Annotated in this window: 21 protein-coding genes; 6 read left to right on the forward strand and 15 right to left on the reverse strand. The window is 49.2% G+C overall.

Annotated elements, in window-relative coordinates; all coding sequences use genetic code 11:
• Positions 1–11: 11 nt before the first annotated feature.
• From SPL68_RS17380 to SPL68_RS17395, 4 genes are all read right to left on the reverse strand, one after another.
• Positions 12–461 carry a helix-turn-helix domain-containing protein gene (locus tag SPL68_RS17380; RefSeq protein ID WP_323816440.1) on the reverse strand — a complete coding sequence of 150 codons (450 nt, stop codon included), beginning with the start codon at positions 459–461 and terminating at the stop codon, positions 12–14.
• A gap of 287 nt (positions 462–748) precedes the next feature.
• On the reverse strand, positions 749–937 hold the full coding sequence (locus SPL68_RS17385) for a DUF4177 domain-containing protein (protein WP_323816441.1): 189 nt from the start codon (positions 935–937) through the stop codon (positions 749–751).
• A complete protein-coding gene (locus SPL68_RS17390) occupies positions 937–1149 on the reverse strand; it encodes a type II toxin-antitoxin system antitoxin (protein ID WP_323816442.1) in 213 nt (70 codons plus the stop codon). Before SPL68_RS17390 ends, SPL68_RS17385 begins: the two co-directional genes overlap by 1 nt.
• 38 nt (positions 1150–1187) lie before the next feature.
• A complete protein-coding gene (locus SPL68_RS17395; RefSeq protein WP_323816443.1) occupies positions 1188–2048 on the reverse strand; it encodes an SPFH domain-containing protein in 861 nt (286 codons plus the stop codon).
• Positions 2049–2284: 236 nt separating this feature from the next.
• Here SPL68_RS17395 and SPL68_RS17400 point away from each other — a divergent pair, with 236 nt between their 5' ends.
• Genes SPL68_RS17400 through SPL68_RS17420 form a run of 5 tightly spaced genes read left to right on the forward strand, consistent with a single transcriptional unit; the run spans position 2285 to position 9344 of the window.
• The gene (locus SPL68_RS17400) at positions 2285–4276 is read left to right on the forward strand and encodes a BCCT family transporter (RefSeq protein ID WP_323816444.1); all 1992 of its coding nucleotides are present in this window, start codon (positions 2285–2287) and stop codon (positions 4274–4276) included.
• 30 nt (positions 4277–4306) lie between these two features.
• Positions 4307–5296, forward strand: coding sequence for an HlyD family secretion protein (locus SPL68_RS17405; protein WP_323816445.1), 990 nt, complete (start codon positions 4307–4309; stop codon positions 5294–5296).
• Between the two features lie 8 nt (positions 5297–5304).
• The gene (locus SPL68_RS17410; RefSeq protein WP_323816446.1) at positions 5305–7074 is read left to right on the forward strand and encodes an ATP-binding cassette domain-containing protein; all 1770 of its coding nucleotides are present in this window, start codon (positions 5305–5307) and stop codon (positions 7072–7074) included.
• On the forward strand, positions 7071–8213 hold the full coding sequence (locus tag SPL68_RS17415) for an ABC transporter permease (RefSeq protein ID WP_323816447.1): 1143 nt from the start codon (positions 7071–7073) through the stop codon (positions 8211–8213). The genes SPL68_RS17410 and SPL68_RS17415 overlap by 4 nt, the downstream gene beginning before the upstream one ends.
• A 15-nt stretch (positions 8214–8228) precedes the next feature.
• Positions 8229–9344 (forward strand): ABC transporter permease, encoded by a 1116-nt coding sequence (locus tag SPL68_RS17420; protein ID WP_323816448.1) that lies wholly within the window; start codon positions 8229–8231, stop codon positions 9342–9344.
• Positions 9345–9357: 13 nt separating this feature from the next.
• Here SPL68_RS17420 and SPL68_RS17425 read toward each other — a convergent pair whose 3' ends face one another.
• From SPL68_RS17425 to SPL68_RS17460, 8 genes are all read right to left on the reverse strand, one after another.
• Positions 9358–9633: a contact-dependent growth inhibition system immunity protein gene (locus tag SPL68_RS17425; RefSeq protein ID WP_323816449.1), complete on the reverse strand. Its 276-nt coding sequence runs from the start codon at positions 9631–9633 to the stop codon at positions 9358–9360.
• Between the two features lie 117 nt (positions 9634–9750).
• Complete coding sequence (locus SPL68_RS17430; protein WP_323816450.1) at positions 9751–10482, reverse strand: glutamine amidotransferase; 732 nt, start codon at positions 10480–10482, stop codon at positions 9751–9753.
• 70 nt (positions 10483–10552) lie between these two features.
• Positions 10553–12178, reverse strand: a complete 1626-nt coding sequence (locus SPL68_RS17435; protein ID WP_323816451.1) for an AMP-binding protein — start codon at positions 12176–12178, stop codon at positions 10553–10555.
• A gap of 32 nt (positions 12179–12210) precedes the next feature.
• Positions 12211–14010: an acyl-CoA dehydrogenase C-terminal domain-containing protein gene (locus SPL68_RS17440; protein WP_323816452.1), complete on the reverse strand. Its 1800-nt coding sequence runs from the start codon at positions 14008–14010 to the stop codon at positions 12211–12213.
• Positions 14011–14174: 164 nt separating this feature from the next.
• Positions 14175–14738, reverse strand: coding sequence for an NUDIX hydrolase (locus tag SPL68_RS17445; protein ID WP_323816453.1), 564 nt, complete (start codon positions 14736–14738; stop codon positions 14175–14177).
• A gap of 13 nt (positions 14739–14751) precedes the next feature.
• The gene (locus tag SPL68_RS17450) at positions 14752–15072 is read right to left on the reverse strand and encodes a YqfO family protein (protein ID WP_323816454.1); all 321 of its coding nucleotides are present in this window, start codon (positions 15070–15072) and stop codon (positions 14752–14754) included.
• A 39-nt stretch (positions 15073–15111) separates the two neighbouring features.
• A complete protein-coding gene (locus SPL68_RS17455; protein ID WP_323816455.1) occupies positions 15112–16287 on the reverse strand; it encodes a phosphoglycerate dehydrogenase in 1176 nt (391 codons plus the stop codon).
• Between the two features lie 70 nt (positions 16288–16357).
• Positions 16358–17473: a phosphoserine transaminase gene (locus tag SPL68_RS17460; RefSeq protein ID WP_323816456.1), complete on the reverse strand. Its 1116-nt coding sequence runs from the start codon at positions 17471–17473 to the stop codon at positions 16358–16360.
• Positions 17474–17706: 233 nt separating this feature from the next.
• On the opposite strand from SPL68_RS17460, the gene SPL68_RS17465 reads away from it, so the two are divergent.
• Entirely contained in the window at positions 17707–17901 is a 195-nt protein-coding gene (locus tag SPL68_RS17465) for a hypothetical protein (protein ID WP_323816457.1), read from the forward strand.
• 6 nt (positions 17902–17907) lie between these two features.
• Here the strand turns inward: SPL68_RS17465 and SPL68_RS17470 are convergent, their stop codons facing one another.
• From SPL68_RS17470 to SPL68_RS17480, 3 genes are read right to left on the reverse strand one after another with little or no spacing between them, the layout of a single operon-like run.
• Entirely contained in the window at positions 17908–19386 is a 1479-nt protein-coding gene (locus SPL68_RS17470; protein WP_323816458.1) for a tryptophan halogenase family protein, read from the reverse strand.
• A 42-nt stretch (positions 19387–19428) separates the two neighbouring features.
• The gene (locus SPL68_RS17475) at positions 19429–20145 is read right to left on the reverse strand and encodes a SapC family protein (RefSeq protein WP_323816459.1); all 717 of its coding nucleotides are present in this window, start codon (positions 20143–20145) and stop codon (positions 19429–19431) included.
• Between the two features lie 18 nt (positions 20146–20163).
• Positions 20164–21690, reverse strand: a complete 1527-nt coding sequence (locus SPL68_RS17480; protein WP_323816460.1) for a tryptophan halogenase family protein — start codon at positions 21688–21690, stop codon at positions 20164–20166.
• Positions 21691–21699: the final 9 nt, after the last annotated feature.

The following is a 21699-nucleotide window of genomic DNA, read 5'->3' on the forward strand; positions in this document are numbered from 1 at the left end:
CTCATACTTTATTAAGCAAAATCTCTAAACAATTTACGAAAGGTACTGGGAGACAATCCAGTCCAGCGCTTGAATGCATTGGTGAAACTTGTTCTATCAGAGAAGTCCAATGAACGCGAAACAAGATCCACACTGAGATTATCATCAATTAAATATTTAATAGCGTAATGAAAACGCAGATCATCGCGCAACTGGGCAAAGTTAGTATTATAACTTTGCAGACGACGCTGCAAGGTTCGCTTTGTGAGATTAAGATCTGATGCAATCTGCTCAATGGTCAGCTCGGTGCGACCAACACGCAAATGTAACGCACTCATCACGCGAGCAGGAACACCATCGAGATGTGGAATTCTTGCCAGAGCAACATACTCTTCATAACTGCGAGTATAGGGCTGACTTAGTTCCCCATCGCTGAGGGAGTTGTTGTAATAGGTATTATAATTACGCTGTAGCTGTATCATTTACGCCGCTCCTTACACTATTAGGCACTTACAGAAGTTAGTGAAATCCCTGCAGCGACACCAAAACATTTCAGGTCATGCGCGCTGCTTTTAATTGATCATAACATACCCAATCTCAAGTTCACTTATAAAGCTATAATTTGAGCGACACACCGCAATTTTGCCAAAATTTACACTCAGATTGATCGCTACTGCAAAGATAGCAAAAATTATTACAAATGCTTTTTTGATCTAAAAACTTAATTTATATGCAAGCATGCATCTAGCTTCTTCTTTTTATAACACGACTATCGTTGCCGTTTGAGTATCGCAATTACCCCTGATGGCGTTCCCCAAAAAGTGCCGGGGCAAACACTGACCAACTCCCATCCTTCTCGCCCTAAACCATCCAGCTGTTGATTAAGCGCTTCTGCATCTATAGCGCCGGAAAAGAAACTACGCTTTTTGAATGAAATGGTTTTGTATTCCCAACGCATTATGTATCTCCATCTTCATTATCATCACCATCAAGCTGTTCAAGATCAGTGACGACTTTTTGAGTTAATTTGACGCGCCCACTTTTTACTAACGCATCGCGCAACACAAATTCGATTTGTGCATTCAAGCTACGCAAGTCATCGTCCGCCCAACGCTGCATCGCGGCGATAACTTGCTCATTAATTCGCAATGGAAAAGATTTTTTACTCACCAGTAGTACCTGTTAATAGTCACCGATTAGTAGCCATTTTATGAATAGAGAGTACCGGCATTAATGACCGGTTTAGCCTGCTGATCACCGCAAAGTACGATCAACAAATTACTTACCATCGCGGCTTTACGCTCACCATCCAGTTCCACTACGTCCTGCTCTTTTAATTGTTCAAGCGCATCAGCCACCATACCCACAGCACCTTGTACGATAATTTTACGCGCGGCTAATACAGCACTTGCTTGCTGGCGCTGCAACATCGCTTGCGCAATTTCAGGCGCATAAGCCAAATGGCTTAACCGCGCTTCCAGCACATCTACACCTGCTTTTTGCAGGCGATCCTGTACTTCGCTTTTTAGCTTTTGTGCGATGGTGTTGGAATCGCTGCGCAACGATAAACGTTCATCGTCCGCATCATGCTCGTAGGGATAAGAGGTCGCCAGATTGCGTAGCGCAGCTTCACTCTGGATGGTGACGTAATTTTCATAGTCATCTACTTCAAATACCGCTTCGGCGGTATCCACGACTTTCCACACAATTACTGCTGCGATTTCGATTGGATTGCCGTTGGCATCGTTTACTTTCAAGCGGCCGGATTCAAAATTGCGCACACGCAAACTGACCGACTTCTTGCTGTAGAGTGGATTGGCCCAGCGCAAACCGTTATTGCGATCCGTACCCGCATACTGGCCAAACAATTGGAGCACCTTACCCTGATTTGGCTGCACCATATAAAAACCAAACCAACAGATAAACACCACAATTGCCGCCAGAATCGTAAGAATCTTGATCATTCCCGGCATAAAAATAGACGCAGCGATGGTAGCCACCTGCAACACCAACAAAACCACCAACAGGAAATACCCTGAACCGCTACGTGCTTCCACTTCATGAACCATGACTTGCTCCTTTATTCTCAGTTAGACAAAAATCAATTTGATATCATTTAGATATCAAATTACTCCAATGCGTGACTCCTGTAAAGCAACTTATCCGAATAAAAAGTTACTACTTAGTCGCGACAAATTTCCCGCCATAGCAATAATCTGCTCAAAATCGGGATAGCCCTTTCCTTGGTAGATAGCGCTTGCGTTGTTAGACTCTAAATTCTTGCAATAACGAAAAAGGAAGGAGAATGACAAACCCAACCCCACAAAACAGTTGGAAACCCGTAATTCTTGCCCCGGTTTTTATCCCCGCTATGATTGTGGCGGTCTTGTTAGTACTGGGCACCTTAGCTAACCCTCCCCAAGCGCAAGCGCTCTTCTCTCACTGGCTCACCGTAATGACGCGGGATTTTGGCTGGTTCTATATGTTGGCGGTAGCCGCCTTTTTGGTATTTGTGGTCGGACTATGTCTTAGCCCCTATGGCAGCATTCGCTTAGGGCCGGATCACGCCGAGCCGCAATACGGGTTCTGTTCCTGGTTTGCCATGTTATTTGTCGCTGGGTACGGTGTAGCGCTGATGTTTTTCGGCGTTGCCGAACCTGTTCTGCACTACGCCAGTCCGCCTTCTGCTCAGCCACAAACCGTCGCGGCAGCAAAAGAAGCTATGCAGATCGCCTACTTCCACTGGGGCTTCCATATTTGGGGGATTTACGCGCTGGCTGGTTTGGTACTGGCGTATTTTGCCTATCGCCACGGACTGCCGCTGACCATGCGCTCGGCACTTTACCCACTGATCGGTGAACGCATTCATGGTCCGATCGGCCATACGGTCGATGTGGTCGCCATTCTTGGCACCTTGTTCGGGGTGGCCACCACGCTTGGTTTATCTGCCCAGCAAATTAACACCGGTATCCATCACCTGTGGCCGGACATTCCCGTCAACACGACCGTACAAATTGTGGTGATTATTGTGGTGTCATTTCTGGCGCTGCTTTCAGTGGTGTCCGGGCTCGATAAAGGGATTCGCTTTCTGTCGATGTTCAATGTCGCACTGGCCAGCGCTCTGCTGCTGTTTGTATTTGCCGCCGGGCCGACGCTGTTTATTCTGGAAACCTTTCTGCAAAATACCGGCAGCTATCTCAACAGCATTGTGGAGCGGACTTTTAATTTGCAGGCGTATCAATCCAGCGATTGGATCGGCAACTGGACGCTATTTATCTTCGGCTGGACCATCGCCTGGGCGCCCTTTGTCGGGCTGTTTATCGCCCGCATCAGTCGCGGCCGCACCATTCGCGAATTCACTCTTGGCGTCTTACTTGCGCCTACTTTAGTGACCTTTTTCTGGTTTGCCGTTTTTGGCGATACCGCCCTGTATATGATCATGCATGAAGGATATACCCAGCTGATCAGCACTGTGCAAGGCAATACCGCCATCGCACTTTTTGGCCTGCTGGAGTTACTGCCCTGGAGCACACTGGCATCAACTCTGTCAGTTATTTTGATTACGCTCTTCTTTATTACCTCGTCGGACTCCGGCTCGCTGGTGGTGGATTCACTGGCCTCGGGCGGGCGCCCAACTCCGCGCCTGCAACGCGCCGCATGGGCAACCTTGCAAGGTGTGATAGGTGCAGTGCTGCTGATGGCGGGCGGATTAAAAGCCCTGCAAAGTCTCACATTGGTGATGGCGCTGCCGTTTGCCATCATCATGATCATTGCGGCGGTGGGCATGTTCCGCGCCTTGCGGATTGAAAACCTGCGCGAGCAATCGCTGCGTTGGCGCATTCCGCAACCATCAAAACGTGTGCCTTGGGAGCAGCGTCTGGAAGGCGTAATGGCCTTCCCCGATGGACAGCAAGTGCGCCAGTTTATTCAGGAGGTGGCGACCCCCGCGCTGCAACAACTGGCGGGGCGTTTGGATAAAGAGCACTGGAGCGCCAAAATTGAAACCGGCGATCAACCCAGTCGCATCTGCCTGACCGTGAAGTACAGTGATGAGATGGATTTCATGTATGAGATTCGCGCCATCAGCTGTACCCGCCTTGCAGGCAGCCGCAGCCAGAACACGGGAAGCGATTACCAGCGAGCAGAAGTGTTTCTAAAGCGCGGCGGATTGGGCTACGACCTTTACGGTTTCCGCCACGAAGACATTATTCAAGACGCGCTGGATCAGCTGGAAAAGTACTTCCACTTCCGCCATATCGCGCCGGGAACACTGCCGTGGAATATGAGCGAGCATTAACACCAACTTTATTGTCACGGAAGCTATCCCATGAAAAAACCGCTTGTTATTGCTGTCATTCTTGTCGTTCTGCTTATCGCTGGGTGGATGTTTTGGAAGACACGCTCCGCCAGTGATTCCTCCGCCATTGTAGTCTACGGCAATGTGGATATCCGCCAGGTATCCCTCGCCTTTGACGCCAGCGGCCGGGTGACGGAACTCCATGCCGAAGAGGGCGACAAGGTTGCCGCAGGTGATTTGCTCGCCGTGTTAGACACCCGCACGCTGGCACTGCAAGCCGAACAAGCCAGTGCGCAGATACAAGTGCAAGAGCAAAACCTGCTGCGATTACGCAACGGCTCGCGGCCAGAAGAAATCGAGCAAGCGCGCAACCGTTTGGCTGCCGCTGAGGCAGATGCCAAACGTGCCAATCAGGATTTGGTGCGCGCCGCAGGTTTGGCGGCACAAGCGATCAGCAAGCAAGAGCTGGATCGGTTAAGAAGTGCGGCGCAAATTGCCAAGGCCCAGCGCGATGAACTGCAAGACGCCTTGCAACTGGCCGAAAAAGGCGCGCGCGCTGAAGATGTCGCTGCCGCCGAAGCCCAGTTAAAAGCCTCGCAAGCACAGCTCGCGCTGCTGCAACATCAAATCGGGTTGGGCCAACTCTATGCGCCCGCCAATGGCGTAATTCGCTCGCGCCTACTGGAACCGGGCGATATGGCAAGCTCGCAACGCCCGGTGTTCGCGCTGGCACTGACTGATCCCAAATGGATTCGCGTGTACGTCAGCGAGGTGGATTTGGGCAAGGTCAAACCCGGTATGGCGGCGCGTGTGACTACCGACAGCCACCCAAATGACACCATCACCGGCAAGGTTGGCTACATTTCTTCCGTCGCTGAATTCACCCCTAAATCCGTGCAAACCGAAGAGTTGCGCACCGCACTCGTTTATGAAGTGCGCGTGTTGGTTGAAGACGCGAATAACCAATTGCGCTTGGGGCAACCCGCCACAGTGACCTTTGATTCGGCATCCACTAAATGACAGCGCCAATGGCCGCGACAGTTATTGCACAGGGGCTGAGTAAGCGGTTTATCGGCCCGATGGGCGAGCCATTTAACGCAGTTGATAACATCAACTTGCAAGCGCGCGCTGGTGAGTTAACCGCGTTGGTCGGCCCCGATGGCGCAGGCAAAACCACCTTGTTGCGTATGGTCGCCGGTTTGCTTGCGCCGGACTCCGGCAGTTTGCAGGTGTTGGGTACGGATGTCGCGCGCGACCCACAAACAGTGCAGGATCGCATCAGCTATATGCCGCAGCGCTTCGGTCTTTATGAGGATCTCACGGTGCAGGAGAACCTCGATCTCTACGCTGACCTGCACGGCGTGGCGCAAGAAGTTCGCCGTGAGCGCTATGCGCGGCTATTGGCGATGACCGATCTCGCGCGTTTTACTGATCGCCCGGCGGGCAAGTTGTCGGGCGGGATGAAACAAAAACTCGGCCTCGCCTGTACGCTCGTTCGCTCGCCGGATCTGCTGTTACTCGATGAACCCAGCGTCGGTGTTGACCCTCTCTCGCGCCGCGATCTGTGGAAAATCATCCAGCAGCTGGTCGATGACGAAAACCTCAGTGTGATTGTCAGCACTGCTTATATGGATGAAGCCGAGCGCTGCGCACAGGTGTTTGTGATGCATCAGGGCAAGGTGTTGGCCGAAGGTACGCCGCAATCCCTGCGCGAACGCGCGCGCGGCCTGACTTACACAGTGCAGCCTCCGGCAAATACACCCGCGCGCGAATTGCAAGCGCGGCTGATCGATGCGCAGGAGCTGATTATCGATGCGGTTCCCCAAGGCGGCGCCGTACGATTTATTCGTCAGCCAGATGCCAGTGTCGATGCAATTGCCGCCCTGACTAATCACGCCAATTGCGAACCGCGCGAAGAAGAATTGGAAGATGCTTTTATGATGTTGCTGCGCGAGCATCATCAAGACGATTCCACTAGCGCCGCGCCGGATGTTGTCAGCGCCACGCCGACCAATGAAAGCAGCGATAAACCTGTTATCGCCGTGCACGATTTGGTGCGCAAGTTTGGCGATTTCACCGCTGTCGCCAGTACCAGTTTTGAAGTCAAACGCGGCGAGATTTTTGGCCTGCTCGGCCCCAATGGCGCAGGCAAAACCACTACTTTCCGCATGCTGTGTGGATTACTTCCCGCCACCAGCGGCCACTTGGAAGTTGCAGGAATGAACCTGCGCACCGCTCGCGCCCAAGCCCGCGCACGCATCGGTTATGTCGCACAAAAATTTGCGCTCTACAGCAATCTCAGCATTCGCGAGAATCTGGAGTTTTTTGGCGGCGCCTATGGTTTGCGCGGCGCGAAATTGCGCAAGCGGATTGATACCATCCTCAAACAATTTGAGCTGCAACCCAATGCACGCAGCGGAGAATTGCCCGGCGGTTTCAAGCAGCGTTTGGCGATGGCAGCGGGCCTGTTGCACGAGCCAGAAATCCTGTTTCTCGATGAGCCAACCAGCGGTATAGATCCACTCGCCCGCCGCGCGTTTTGGCGCACCATTACTTCGCTCGCGCAAAGCGGTGTCACCATTATTATCACCACCCACTTTATGGAAGAGGCCGAGTACTGCGACCGAATTGCGATTCAGGATGCCGGCAAGATGCTCGCGCTCGGCACGCCTGCGCAAGTGCGCGAACTGGCTGGTGGCGATGGCAATACCATGAACAACGCGTTTATCGGGATTGTTGAGCAAGGGCGCGCGGCGCATTCTCAGCCTGATGACACCAAACAGGAGGCACAGACATGAGTAACAGCGCCGTTTCTGCTCACAACTTTGCCAGCCGCCTGATCGCACTGGTGCGCAAGGAAACCCGCCAAATGCTGCGCGACCGCAGCAATATGGCGGTCGGGCTGTTGCTGCCTGCGGTGCTTATCCTCTTGTTCGGCTACGGCTTGTCATTTGATGTCACTAACGCGCCAGTCGCGGTGGTGATGGAAGATAAATCCCCCGGCGCTCATGCCCTGGTCGCAGGTATCAATGGCTCACCCTATTTAGCGCCCGTGTGGGTAGATAGCATGCAAGAGGCGGAGCAGTTAATCCGCGCCGCCAAGGTGATCACCATAGTGCGTGTGCCTATGGATTTTTCACGGCGCATGGCAGCGGGTGATGCGCAAATCCAATTGCTGGTGAACGGTGCAGATTCCACCACCGCATCCTCAGTTGAGGGCTATGTGGGCGGCGCCATCGCCAGTTGGTCGCAGCATCAGATTGATCGTTCAGGCAAAGCAGCAAGCAGCGGCAGCGTCGAAATTGTTCAGCGCATGTGGTTTAACGAAGCATCTACCAGCACCTGGTATTTAGTGCCAGGGTTAATTGCATTAGTGATGACCTTGATAGGCGCGTTTTTAACCTCACTGCTGATTGCGCGCGAATGGGAGCGCGGCACGCTGGAGTCGCTGTTCGTTACACCGGTGCGACCACTGGAAATTGTGCTGGCAAAACTTGCGCCCTATCTGGTGATTGGCGCTATCGATTTAATTCTGTGTTTGCTTGCCGCCAAATTTTTATTTGATGTGCCCATGCGCGGCTCGCTCTGGGCGATCATGCTCTCCTCCATGCTGTACCTCGCGGTATCGCTATTGCTCGGTCTGTTTATTTCCGGCAAAACCCGCAACCAATTTCAAGCCAGCCAAGTGGCGCTACTCACCAGTTTTATGCCTGCGATGATGCTCTCTGGTTTCGTATTTGATCTGCGTAATGTACCCGCTGTTATTCAGGTAATCAGCCAACTTTTACCGGCCACACATTTTATGCAGCTCATCAAAACGCTATTTCTCGCGGGCGATAACTGGTCGATGCTGCTGCGCGATTGCTCAATCCTGATGCTGTACGTGGTGATACTCACCTTTGCGACGCATCGCACCCTGCGCAAAAAATTGGACTAAACATTGGACAAAAAAATGCCAGCGCCTTTTATCGATTATCTATCGCGAATTCTGTTTTTATTTCGCAAGGAATTGCTGACGATTTTTAAAGAGCCGTCGAGCAGAATGGTTCTTATCGCACCGGCATTAATACAAGCGCTGCTGTTTGGCTACGGCGCCACCTACGATTTAACTCACGCACCTTACGCCGTACTCGACCAAAGCCGCAGTGCTGCATCGGTAGAATTGTTGGCAAAAATTGATAGCACATCGGTATTCAAACGCGAGTTAACACTCACATCGCCCACCCAAATTTCAGATGCGATTGAAAAACACAATGTGTTGCTGGCGCTAACCATTCCCGCCGATTTTGAAGCGCGCCTGAACAAAGGGGAAAGCGCGCCGCTGCAATTAATTCTGGATGGTCGCAACTCCACCACCGCAGGCGCCGCCGCAGGGCAAATCAGCGCAATTGTCACCGCCTACAATCAAACCCGAAACGGCCTTGCCGCCGTCAGCATTGAACGCCGCGCTTGGTACAACCCGAATTTGGAATCGCGCTGGAATATGATGCCCGCATTAATTGCCGCGCTAAGCATGATGCAAACCCTATTACTCGCCGCCCTGTCAGTTGCACGTGAACGCGAGCAAGGTACTTTCGACCAATTATTAGTAACGCCGCTCACACCCATGCAAATTCTGATCGGCAAAGCATTGCCATCCATATTGGTTGGCTTGCTGCAATCCACCATTATTTTGTTAGTGATTCGCTTTTGGTTTCAAATCCCCATGAGCGGTTCTTATTGGCTGCTTTTTCTGGGGTTAATTTCTTTTACCATCGCCGCAGTAGGCATTGGCCTTTCGATTTCCGCACTCTCATCCAGCATGCAGCAAGCGATGCTCTACACCTTCTTAATCATCATGCCGATGATGCTTCTCTCCGGCCTCCTCACCCCCGTGCGCAACATGCCGGAAATTTTACAAATTGCCACCTACGCAAACCCGCTGCGTTTCGGCATGGACATGGTGCGCAGGATTTATTTAGAAGGTGCAGGCTTCCATCAAATCGCATTTGATTTTGTGCCCATGCTGGTGATGGCAGCTATCACGCTGCCACTAGCAGCCTGGTTGTTTCGGAATAGATTGGGGTGAATGATATCTACAACTATAAATTTAAATTTGCCAATCGCTCTAAAACAGGAACAATTTGCTCCTTATCCCACCACTGAGCACCTAATCGAAACCATGCGTTCTTTTTACTTTGGTGATTTTTCCCGTTGTGCTCATTTAAAAAATTGGAAATTTCAACTGACAGCACCTTTTTACTTTCGATAGAGAGAGAATGCCAATAAGTATTCATTCCCTCTTCAACACTATCAAAAAGAAAACCAAAATCCTGATGAAAAAAGCATGCTAGTTTTTTTAACTCTGTTTGTTCCACGCTTGCGGCTCTCAATTAGAAACTATTATTCGCATTGAACTACGGTTAAAACATTATATACAGAGCAACTCTGTTACTTACACTCCACTTCCCCCCTTCAATAAGAGCTTCAGCAGATTACGATTTCCAGAAGCCAGCGACGTGCTTGGCAAAGTGTTGCAACAACGCCGACGCCTGTGGCGTTTCCTGCACAGCGGCGATAAGCGTTTCGGGGTTTTGTTGCTGCTCGATTAGATAATCGGATTTTTGCTGGATGTAACCGCGCATCGCAGTTGCGCTAAATTCAGGATGGAATTGCACGCCCCACGCGCAATTGCCGATGCGAAATGCTTGATGCGGTTCGTCGGCGCTGCTTGCTAATAAAGTCGCGCTGGGTGGGAGCGAGAGAACGGATTGGGAGTGAACTAATTGTGCGGGAAATTGCGCGGGCAGGTTTTTAAATAGCACATCCTCCGCTGCGTTTTCAGTAACGCTAACTGTGTGCGTACCTATTTCAATTCCTTGCACGCGATAGCCAACTTCACCACTCATCGCATGAGCAAGTAATTGGTGTCCGTAGCAAATTCCTAACACCGGAACGCCCTCTTCTACGCAAGTTCTCAACCAAACCGCCAAACGTTCGCTCCAGTATTCGCAGTCCGTCACCATTGCGTGGGAGCCGCTTAACACTGCTCCGGCGATGGTTGATGGCGAGGGGAAAGCATCGACTTCCCATGCATTGATATGTAATTGATTGGGAGGGTTGCCCAAACCAGCGGCGATCCAGTCAGCGAAATCGCCTTGGGTTTTACTGATGTCGGAAAAAGTTTTACCGGTTTGGATAATTAACAAAGGTTTATCTGACTGCATAAATCACAATTAACTCTACTGCTGTTTTAATGCTCTAGGTTTTATTTCGCCTCGCTATTTTTTCGCTAAGCTACTTTTGTTTTGCCACTTCCTGATCACGCAGTTCGCGGCGCAAAATTTTACCTACGTTAGTTTTAGGCAACTCTTTGCGGAACTCGATCAGGTGCGGAACCTTGTAGGCGGTCAATGATTCTTTGGCAAATTTGCGCACATCTTCAACAGTAAGATTTTGATTGGCGGTGACGATAAAGGCTTTTACCGTTTCGCTACCTTCGCCGTCGGGCACACCAACAACAGCAACTTCAACGATATCAGGATGCGCGCTGAGTGCGTCTTCCACTTCATTCGGGAACACTTTAAAGCCACTGACGTTGATCATGTCTTTTTTGCGATCAACAATTTTGATGTAACCATCACCTTGGATGATGGCGATATCACCCGTCTTAAACCAGCCTTCGGCATCCATTACTTCTGCGGTCGCATCCGGACGCTGCCAGTAACCTTTCATCACCTGCGGGCCTTGCACACACAGTTCGCCGGGTTCGCCACTGGGCAGGCTGTTGCCGTGTTCATCAATAACTTTGCAATTGGTTTCAGGCAGAGGCAAACCAACGGTGCCGTATTGCACATTTTCAAGTGGATTGTTTGATACCACTGGTGAGGTCTCGGTTAAACCGTAACCTTCACTAATAGGCGCTTTGGTTACTTCAAGCCAGTGTTTGGTGGTTTCAGCGGTGAGCGCCATGCCGCCGGAACAGGTCAAGCGCAGTTGGCTTAAATCGACTTTGGCAAATTCCGGGTTGCGCATGAGTGCATTAAACAGCGTGTTCAGGCCGACGAAAAAAGTGATCGAATGACCTTGTAAGGTTTTGATAAAACCGGGAATGTCGCGCGGGTTAGGAATCAGAATACTGTGGTTGCCCAACGCCAACGCCGAGGTGCAGTGAATCGTAAAAGAATAAATGTGATACAGCGGCAGAGGCGCAGCATACAACTCTTGTGCGGGGCGAAATACATTTTTCATGCGCTCATTAAGCTGCGCCATATTCGCAACCAAATTGCGATGCGTGAGCATTGCGCCTTTAGCGACACCGGTTGTGCCGCCAGTGTATTGCAACACAGCAACATCATCTGGCGTTTGCACAACTGGCTGCCAGGATTTACTCGCCATGTTGAGCGCGTTGTTAAACGCAATTTGATTCGGAAATTCAAACGGAGGAACCATCTTTTTAAGATGCTTCACTGCAAAATTTAATAACACACGCTTAAGAGGTGAATGTAGATCGGCAAGCTCAGTCACTATCACCTGTTCTATTTTGGTTTCGCGGATTATCGATGCAGAATTTTTTGCGATATTTGCCAATACCACTAAGGCTTTTGCGCCAGAGTCATTGAGCTGATGTTTGACTTCATGCGCGGTGTACAAAGGGTTGGTATTAACCACCACCATGCCTGCACGCAGCGCGCCGAATACCACGACGGGATACTGCAAAACATTGGGCAATTGCACAGCAATTCGGTCGCCCGGTTTTAAATTTGTGTGCTGCTGCAAATAAGCAGCAAAACGACCGGAAAGACGGTCGAGGTCAGCAAAAGTCAAAGTGCGATCCATACAGGTGAACGCATTTTTGTCGGCATATGTTTTACAGGACTCAGCAAAAACCTCAGTCAGGGTTCTGTTGTAATTCAGCGACATGCAACATTCTCCACATTGTTATTGTTTCAACATTAAAATTCGGCGCTGGATAAACTCATCAAATTATTTGCACCTGAGTTTATCGCTGCAATCAAACTGCGCGTGCGCGGCAAAATACGCGCAAAGTAAAATTCAGCAGAGGCTAATTTAGCGCGATAAAAACCCGGATCTGCCACTGGCGATTCAGATTGTTGCAACTGCTGCAATGCCGTTTTTTGCGCTTTGAGCCATAAAAAAGCCAGCACAAGATAGCCCGAATACATCAGATAATCTACCGCAGCTGCACCAATTTCGTCCGGGTTTTGCTGTGCTTGCTGCACAATTGTGATGCTGATTTGCTGCCACTCTTCAATCAGTGTAGTCAATTGTGCGGCCTGCGCCGCCAGTTGTTCATTCGCATCGCAACTGCGGCAAAATTGCATCATCTCGTCAATCAGAGGTGCGAGTATTTGTCCGTTGGAGCCACAGACTTTGCGCCCCAACAAATCCAGCGCCTGAATACCTGTCGTCCCTTCGTACAAAGTACCAATACGACAATCACGCAGATTTTGCTCCACGCCCGCAGCACGGATATAACCGTGCCCGCCAAGGCATTGAAGCGCCAGATTGGCCGATTCAAACCCTGCTTCGGTACTGAAGGCTTTGACTATTGGTGTTAGTAAATCGAGTAAATCACTTGCTTGCTGACGCTCATCGGCATCAGGCGATAACTGACTCACATCCATCTTCATACAGGTGTAATAACTCAGCATACGAATCCCTTCGAGCAGGGATTTTTGTGTAAGCAGCATACGACGAATATCCGGGTGCACAATAATCGGGTCGGCAGGCTCATCGGCGTTTTTAATGCCAGTCAGCGAGCGCATTTGTAGTCGCTCATGGGCATAGTTGCGCGCTTGCTGATAACCCAATTCAGCGTGGGCCAATCCTTGCAAGCCCGAACCAATCCGCGCGAGATTCATAAAGGTGAACATATGGCTAAGCCCTTTGTTCTCCTCGCCTAGCAGCCAACCTTGGGCGCTATCAAACTGCAACCCACAGGTAGCATTGCCGTGAATGCCCATTTTGGATTCGAGCGATCGACAACTGACCCTATTGGGATCGCCAAGCCGCCCCTGTGCATCGACAAGAATTTTAGGCACGACAAATAGCGAAAGACCTTTGGTTCCCACTGGTGCATCAGGCAAACGCGCAAGCACTATATGAATGATATTTTCGGCGAGATCATGATCGCCAGAGGAGATAAACATTTTGCTGCCGCTGATGCGATAACTGCCATCCGACTGCGGCTCTACACGGGTACGCAAAAGTCCCAAATCGCTACCGGCCTGGGCTTCCGTCAGGCACATAGTGCCGGTCCATCGCCCGGCAATTAAGGCGGGAAGATACTGCTGTTTTTGCTGCTCAGTACCGTGGGTTTCAATGGTATGCATGGCGCCTTGGGATAAACCTGCATACATGCCCCAAGCCCAATTGGGTGTACCGAAAACTTCATTCAGAATCACCCCCAAGGATTGCGGTAAGCCCTGCCCGCCATAGTTAGCAGCACGAACCAAACCCGGCCAACCAGCTGCGCAATAGGCTTGATAGGCAGCTTTAAAACCGGCGGGAGTAACGACTTTACCATCAACCAATTGGCACCCCTGTTGATCGCCAATTGCGCCAAGTGGTGCCACTGTTTTCTCGGCAAATTCGGCGGCTTCATGCAAAAAAGCATTGATTAAGTCGCGATTCAATGCAGTATGACCCAGCGCATTGCAATGTGCCGGGTAATTGAATAATTCAAAGAGTGTGAAATTTATATCGCGCAAAGGCGTTCGGTAATTGTTCATCCTTAAGTACTCCAGCATTTGCCCGCCGTGGGCGCGAGTCAGCGCAATACCGACTTCGGGTTGATTATTTAGTTATGGGCTTGCATCTTGGCAGATGATACTTTTATGTCAAATTTATCTTACGAAATATAATTTAAAGAACTAAAAGTTTGGATGAGGCAGCATCAGGATGTGATACGAGTCAACAACCGCAACAGCTGGGCAGTCACCGCGGCAGTAAAGCCCCAAATTTCATAACCCTGATAGTGATAGGCCGGCACACTGAATACACGCCCATCGCGCTCGAATTGATCCTCGCGCACCTGAATCCCTTTATAAAAGGCGTCCAGTGGTACCGAGAAGATGCTGTCGAGTTCATCAGGGGATAATCGCAAAGGAATACTGGTATCAAAACTGGCCACAAACGGCGTGACAGGAGTTCCCGCGCGCGTATGGGATTTTGGCAAACGCCCAAGCAGCTGGATTCCACTCGCGGGCAAGCCTATTTCTTCGTAGGTTTCGCGTTGCGCCGTGACAAACAAATCGCCATCTTCCGCCTCCCACATGCCGCCCGGAAAACAGACTTCACCAGGATGCTGTCGCAAATGCGCTGCACGTTTGGTGTAGAGCAGCGATGGATTCTCGCCGCGACTAATCAACACCATCACCGCCGCCTGCGGCTCAGTCACTACGGCCAAGGTTTCATGAATAAGATGGCGCGACAGGGCATGAAGCAGTGCATCACTCAAACTGACTCTTCCTTTAACTTTGTTCCAGATCAGCCAGACGCCAAACGTCGAATGCAGGTTCTTCGTAAGGATGTGCCGCCCGCAAAGCAGAGACAGCGGCAGAGATATGTTCATCGGCGCAGACCATCTCCACGCGATACTCAGCTACGCCTTCCAGATGATTCTGCTGACCAATAAATGGATTAGCACCAACCAGAGGACGAAACTGCCCCCGCCCTGACACTTGCCAACAACATTGATCATAGTTGCCTATGCGACCTGCGCCAGCAGAAAAAACAGCGGTTTTGACTTGTTCGAGATGGGAATCGGGGACAAAGAAGACCAATTTATACATCTACCCTGCCCCCAATTTTGGATGGGATTTACCGAAGGATTAAATCACGCGCACTGCAATTACATGTTCAACTTTAGTCAGTGCAGCAACCACTTCTGCCGATGGAGCCTGTTCAACATCAATAATATTGTAGGCGACATCACCGCGGCTTTTGTTGACCATATCGACTACATTAACTTTGTGATCGGCTAATACCGACAACACATGCCCCAAGACGCCAGATACGTTCTCGTTAGAGAAGGTAATGCGCGAGCCAATACTTTGCGTGCGATCCATTGAAACTGCCGGAAAATTAACGGAGTTTTTGATGTTGCCGTTTTCCAGATAATCCACCAGCTGATCTGCCGCCATAATCGCGCAGTTTTCTTCAGCTTCTTCGGTGCTGGCGCCGATATGCGGCATCGCCAAAACATCAGGGCGATTGAGCAAAATTGGCTCGGGGAAATCACAGATATATTTGCCCAAGTGGCCGGCATTCAAACTATCAATAACCGCGTGCGCATCAACAATCGCTTCGCGTGCGAAGTTCAACAACACAGCGCCTTTTTTGCAGCCTTTTAAGGTGTCGGCATTGATCAAATGCTTTGTTTGTGGAATTGCAGGCACATGCAGAGTGATGAAATCTGAACGCGCCAGCAGCGATTGCAGATTCTCCATACGGCCAACCTGATTTGGCAAACGCCATGCAGCTTCAACAGACAGCGCTGGATCAAATCCAACGACGTTCATTCCCAATGCCAAGGCTGCATCAGCGATCAAAGAACCAATTGCACCCAAACCAACAATACCCAAAGTTTTACCTTGAACTTCCATACCGGCAAAATTGGATTTTTCTTTTTCGAGCAATTTGGACATTTCGTCCGCATCGGTCATATGTGTCAGACCATTCACATACTGCATACCGGAAACAATGCCGCGCGAGCCGAGCAACATACCGGCAAGCACCAATTCTTTTACCGCGTTGGCGTTTGCACCGGGCGAGTTAAAAACAACTACGCCTTTTTTAGTGTATTCCTCAACCGGAACATTATTGGTACCAGCGCCCGCACGCGCAACCGCTTTTACGGATTCTGGCAGTGGCTCACCGTGCAATTTATGGCTGCGCAGGATGTACGCATCGGGTGTGCCAATATCACTCGCAACTTCGTAGTTTTCACGCGGAAAACGGTTAAGGCCTTTTACAGAGATTGCGTTGTAAGTTTTAATTTTGAACATGATTTTTCCTCACATCGACGAACAAAAAGGCCGTGTAAAAACACGGCCTGATTCGATCAAAAAGTAGTTATCAAGCAGCGGTGGCTTCGTTGTAAGCCCATGTCAGCCAAGGCAACACTGCTTCCAAATCAGTTGCGTTTACGGTTGCGCCACACCAAATGCGCAAACCTGCTGGCGCATCGCGATAAGCGCCGATGTCGTAAGCCACGCCTTCTTTATCGAGCAACTTGATCATGGCTTTTACCTGATCAGCCGTTGCTTTCAAGGTGAAGCACACAGACGTGTTAGACAGAGTCTCTGGAGTTTGCGCCAGGAAATCGATCCAATCGTTAGCTGCAACGAATTTTTTCAACACCTCCAGATTGGCATTTGAACGAGCGATAGTTTCTTTTACGCCGCCGATTGAGCGCACCCAATCCAGCGCATCCAAATAATCCGCAACAGCCAGCATAGATGGAGTATTGATGGTATCGCCTTTGAAAATACCTTCTACCACTTTCCCACCGCTGGTCATGCGGAACAGTTTTGGCATTGGCCAGCTCGGCTTATAGGTTTCCAAACGCTCAACCGCGCGCGGGCTGAGGATCAACATACCGTGAGCACCTTCGCCGCCCAGCACTTTTTGCCAGCTGTAGGTGATTACGTCTAATTTTTCCCACGGCATATCCATCGCGAAAACCGCCGAGGTCGCATCACAAATGGTCAAGCCTTTGCGATCATCGGGAATCCAGTCGCCGTTAGGTACTTTTACGCCAGAGGTTGTACCGTTCCAAGTGAAGATAACATCGTTATCGAAATTCACTTTAGACAGGTCAGGCAACAAACCGTAATCCGCTTCGTGAGCATTAACGGTCAACTTCAATTCTTTGGTTGCATCGCTCAACCAGCCTTTACCGAAGGATTCCCATTGCAGAATGTCTACACCACGTTGGCCCAAGAGTGACCACATAGCCATCTCAACAGCGCCAGTATCGGAGCCGGGAACCACACCTACGCGATAACCTGCCGGCAAACCGAGCAATTCAGCGGTATCTTCACATGCGCGTTGCAACGCAGTCTTACCAATGGTGGAACGATGTGAACGACCCAGAGTAGATACATCTAACTGATCCAAACTGTAACCCGGGCGCTTGCTGCAAGGGCCTGATGAAAAATTAGGATTTTGGGGTTTTACGGCTGGCTTCATGGTAATCCTCTAGCTGACAAGAACAGCGAGCTTGCCAAAATTGGCAATACCCGCCAAACGGGGCTCGCCTTAACTAACTCTCCTAAAGGCAAACCCGGAAAAATCGGGGTGCCGATTATGCCAGCTACACACCAAATAACCTAGACAGCAGCCAATCAATCATCCGTAAAAAAGCACTTTCGAGCAGCCAAAAAAAAGCCTCCTGGAAATCCAGAAGGCAGAGGGAGACGTCGATGCATCAACCAGACATCGACGGTGAGAGATCATTCCGAATCAAGCAAGCTTCAAAAACCAACTTAGGAAATCGATCAGATGTTGTAAATGTAAGCCCTAATGACAGCGCTGTCAAACCTAATCTTAAAATAAGAGAACAAAACCCAAAAAGATTGTTAAATAGAGACAAAATCCAAGGTATTTATTGCGAATAAAAGCCGTTAATTCATCGCACAATAACGAGCAATGAATTCTTCGTGACTAGGCAAACGCGATAGATTATTTGCGATGTGATCGCGAAAACCTTTCAGATAGGCACGAAACTCATCATCATTCATATTATCGACCATTGGCTGATATTGCTTTGGCTCAAAGCCCTGCCCGATCAATACCTGCGACCAACCATTGGTGCGAAACAGTTCATCGCCACCAAGGAAAATCATTCCGCTTTCAACAAACATATCGATTCTGTGACGAAGCGTATCCGGCACAGGCATGGTCCGCACGTAATTCCAAAAATCGGTGTCATTACGGCGCGTGGCGTGATAATGCAAAATAATAAAATCGCGGATACTTTCTGCTTCTTCGCGCGATTGACGATTGTATTCATCAACCAAAACAGACTGAATACCATGCAGAGGAAACAAGCGTAAAAAACGAATCAGCGCCGATGTCACCATATGAATACTGGTTGATTCCAACGGTTCCAAAAAGCCCGAAGCCAAACCCAGCGCGATACAGTTTTTATTCCACCCCAACTTGCGTCGCCCGGTTTTAAATTGAATCAAGCGAGGATTATTTATCAAATTGCCATCAATATTTTTCAGCAGCGTTTTTTCTGCCCATTCGCGATCGGCAAATTGACTCGAATAGACCACGCCATTGCCCGTGCGGTTTTGCAACGGAATTCGCCATTGCCAACCAAATTCATGTGCAGTAGATGAGGTGTATGCAGTCGCAGATCCAGTTTTTTCTGATTGCACTGCCAAAGCCGAGTCACAGGGCAACCAATGCTGCCAATTTTCATAACCCGTCTTTAATGTTTCTTCGATCAGCAGCCCACGAAAACCTGTGCAATCGATAAAAAAATCACCGCTTAAACTGGAGCCGTCCTCTAAGTGCAAGCGCGTGATAAATCCAGAATCAGCATTCTGTTCAACACGTTCAACCTTGCCCTCTTTTCGAACTACCCCTAAGGGTTCACTGAAATTACGCAGATATTTTGCGTAAAGCCCTGCATCAAAATGAAAGGCATAATTCAGCATGGGGTTTTCAGACACCGCAAACTTTCCGGCGCGCGCCGCTTCATGCTCCAAGCAATAGGCACCAAAAGGTGCATCCACACCCAATGATTTTCCTCGCGACCAAAAGTGCTGAAATTCTCCGCCCCAAAAAATTCGCCCAACCTGTCCAAAAGCATGGATGTAATCTTCGCCCAGCTCGCCCCAATTTTTAAAATTGATGCCCAATTTAAAAGTTGCATTGGTAGCACGCATCATCTCGGCTTCGGATATTCCCAGCAGCTTGTGAAAAGCCATCATAGTGGGAATAGTCGCCTCTCCCACCCCGACAGTTCCTATCGCATCTGATTCAAGCAAAGTGACCTTGACTCGCCCCTGATAAACTTTTCCGATGGCAGCGGCGGCAAGCCAGCCAGCAGTTCCTCCACCCACAATCACAATATCTTTCATGGTTTGCATATAAGACTCTCGAAATATTTATTATTTGTTAGCGATATAGTCTTATCGCAGTTGCTCATTTTTGATATCGACCAACTGCTGGATATTAGTGATAGAACCAATAATCATATAGGCATAACGAAGCAACCCGGAGCGATGCAAGCTAACAACCTCAGCATCTGGCAGCTTCAATAGTTTTTCTTTGCTGATAGTGGCATAACGACTATTTTTATAATGCACACCATTGGGGAATTCGATTTCCAATGTAATCGTTTCGATTAAATCCAAACGAACAAATTCAACTAGCATTCTTTCCGCTTCAGCCACGCCCTCATGCACCGTCGACAAAACTGCAGTGATTCGCTCCAAATAGGGAGAGTTTCCACCATAGGTTAAGAAGAGGCGTTCCCCTTGACCATTTTGCGCAATACGCGGGCTATCCAGATCTACATGCACAACTGGCTCAATATTGCCATTTGAGCGTTGCTGCATTCCAATCACAAATGGCTCCCGCTCGATTACAGCTGGAATATAAGGCACTCGCCATTGATTGCCTGTTAAAAATAAATTTTCATTCGCCTCAAACCCAAACAGAGCAATCGTCAGCCAGAAGCCATCTTCTGACTGCTGAAATAATATTGGATAGTATTTTTGCAATTCATTAAATTCGGTTGGATAAACTACGCAGCCACCGACTGCATCGCCCAATTCTGCACTACGCTGTGTAATCACACACAAGTCCTGATGAGCAACATTATTTAATAATTCATATCGAGCCATTGGAGAGTCCTCTATTCATCATTGTTCTTGTAATTTATTAAAATAATCGCGATTGGTGGGTAGGTTCGCCAAATAGTGTTCGCGTTTAGCTTTCAACTTTTCGATTTCTTTTAACAGCTCTGATTTTTTATCAGAATTACGCGCAATGCACTCTTGCAAATAAGATGGTTGCATCCCCAATAATACATATTGATAGCTTGCAGGAGGAAACAACTCCATAAAATGCCCGAAGTCATTGAGTTGCGGATCGCGATAACGCCACTCTTCAAGTAAAGACTTCAAGCGATCAGTTACGGGAATAGCGCCTGTAACATACCGCCAATACGCAGAATCTCGTCGATCACTCAATAAATAATGTAGCTGTAAGAAATCGCGAATCCGACTCCAACGTTCAACAAAAAGCTGATTATAACGCTGAGCTATACCGCCTAATGCTGCAACTGAAGCAGGCAACACTTCACACAAATACCCAACAGCCAATTCCACCATCACTAGAGCGGAGGCTTCAAGCGGCTCAATAAAACCTGCAGCCATCCCAATAGCAACACAATTACCCACCCAAGGTTGTGTACGAAAACCAGGATTTATTTTTAATTGCCGCGCAGCACTCATATCAACATTAGGATTTTGCTTCGCAACATAAGCAGCTAATGTTTCTTGCGCGCGCGCATCTGTTGTAAATTTACTGGCATAGACATAACCAACACCACGCCTATGCTGCAAACCTATATCCCAAATCCAACCCGCTTCTTGTGCAGTGGATAGGGTTGCACTACAAATTGCGGCATCACTATTTTGATAAGGCACTTGAATCGCTAATGCACAATCATTGGGCGAGACATCGCTCAACGACACAAAGTCGCTTTGCAGAATTCCACCAATCAATTGATTGTGCGTACCGCTAGCATCGATAAAAAAATCGCCATCCAGCCTTCTGTCATCCGCTAAAAGCAACGCTGTTATGTGACCACTATCGTTAACTTCAGCAGTATTAAAGTGGCCGATGATATATTTTACACCCAAACGATTTACTGCATGCTGTTTTAATAATTCTGCAAACTTTCCCGCATCAAGGTGATAGCCATAATTTAAAACCCCCGCGTAATCCGGGGTATGTGATTGCTTGGGCGCGTAGTGACCATCAATGATATGGGATTGCAAACCAGCCCAGTGAGAAAAAGATTCTGATAATTGAGCATGATGATAAGCAGAGCCTATAGCTGCATTACCCATCATCGGTGGCACAGTAAATGGATGATCGTAATATTCGTTATTTCCGTTTCGCCAATTAATAAAGCGAGAGCCCTGTTTAAAAGTGGCCTGACAAAAATGGAGAAAATCTCTTTCATTTATTCCAATTTTTTCAAGCGTCATACGCATGCTCGGCCAGGTTCCCTCGCCTACACCGATTGTAGGCACGTCGGATGACTCAAGTAATGTGATCGCAACTGGCTCGTTATTAATTAGTAAACACTCTGCGGCCAAACGCGCAGCGGTAATCCAGCCCGCAGTTCCGCCACCAAGAATCACTATTTTTTTTTGCACCTGACACCT

The organism is Cellvibrio chitinivorans (assembly GCF_035117775.1).
GTDB classification, from domain to species: Bacteria; Pseudomonadota; Gammaproteobacteria; order Pseudomonadales; family Cellvibrionaceae; genus Cellvibrio; species Cellvibrio chitinivorans.

Bases quoted from the DNA above. Each gene is read 5' to 3' on its own strand.
- SPL68_RS17430 (WP_323816450.1), bottom strand. From the start codon at position 10,482: ATGCAGTCAGATAAACCTTTGTTAATTATCCAAACCGGTAAAACTTTT.
- SPL68_RS17475 (WP_323816459.1), bottom strand. From the start codon at position 20,145: ATGGCTCGATATGAATTATTAAATAATGTTGCTCATCAGGACTTGTGT.
- SPL68_RS17440 (WP_323816452.1), bottom strand. From the start codon at position 14,010: ATGAACAATTACCGAACGCCTTTGCGCGATATAAATTTCACACTCTTT.
- SPL68_RS17460 (WP_323816456.1), bottom strand. From the start codon at position 17,473: ATGAAGCCAGCCGTAAAACCCCAAAATCCTAATTTTTCATCAGGCCCT.
- SPL68_RS17465 (WP_323816457.1), top strand. From the start codon at position 17,707: ATGCATCAACCAGACATCGACGGTGAGAGATCATTCCGAATCAAGCAA.
- SPL68_RS17405 (WP_323816445.1), top strand. From the start codon at position 4,307: ATGAAAAAACCGCTTGTTATTGCTGTCATTCTTGTCGTTCTGCTTATC.
- SPL68_RS17470 (WP_323816458.1), bottom strand. From the start codon at position 19,386: ATGCAAACCATGAAAGATATTGTGATTGTGGGTGGAGGAACTGCTGGC.
- SPL68_RS17435 (WP_323816451.1), bottom strand. From the start codon at position 12,178: ATGTCGCTGAATTACAACAGAACCCTGACTGAGGTTTTTGCTGAGTCC.
- SPL68_RS17385 (WP_323816441.1), bottom strand. From the start codon at position 937: ATGCGTTGGGAATACAAAACCATTTCATTCAAAAAGCGTAGTTTCTTT.
- SPL68_RS17415 (WP_323816447.1), top strand. From the start codon at position 7,071: ATGAGTAACAGCGCCGTTTCTGCTCACAACTTTGCCAGCCGCCTGATC.
- SPL68_RS17420 (WP_323816448.1), top strand. From the start codon at position 8,229: ATGCCAGCGCCTTTTATCGATTATCTATCGCGAATTCTGTTTTTATTT.
- SPL68_RS17450 (WP_323816454.1), bottom strand. From the start codon at position 15,072: ATGTATAAATTGGTCTTCTTTGTCCCCGATTCCCATCTCGAACAAGTC.
- SPL68_RS17410 (WP_323816446.1), top strand. From the start codon at position 5,305: ATGGCCGCGACAGTTATTGCACAGGGGCTGAGTAAGCGGTTTATCGGC.
- SPL68_RS17395 (WP_323816443.1), bottom strand. From the start codon at position 2,048: ATGGTTCATGAAGTGGAAGCACGTAGCGGTTCAGGGTATTTCCTGTTG.
- SPL68_RS17380 (WP_323816440.1), bottom strand. From the start codon at position 461: ATGATACAGCTACAGCGTAATTATAATACCTATTACAACAACTCCCTC.
- SPL68_RS17400 (WP_323816444.1), top strand. From the start codon at position 2,285: ATGACAAACCCAACCCCACAAAACAGTTGGAAACCCGTAATTCTTGCC.
- SPL68_RS17455 (WP_323816455.1), bottom strand. From the start codon at position 16,287: ATGTTCAAAATTAAAACTTACAACGCAATCTCTGTAAAAGGCCTTAAC.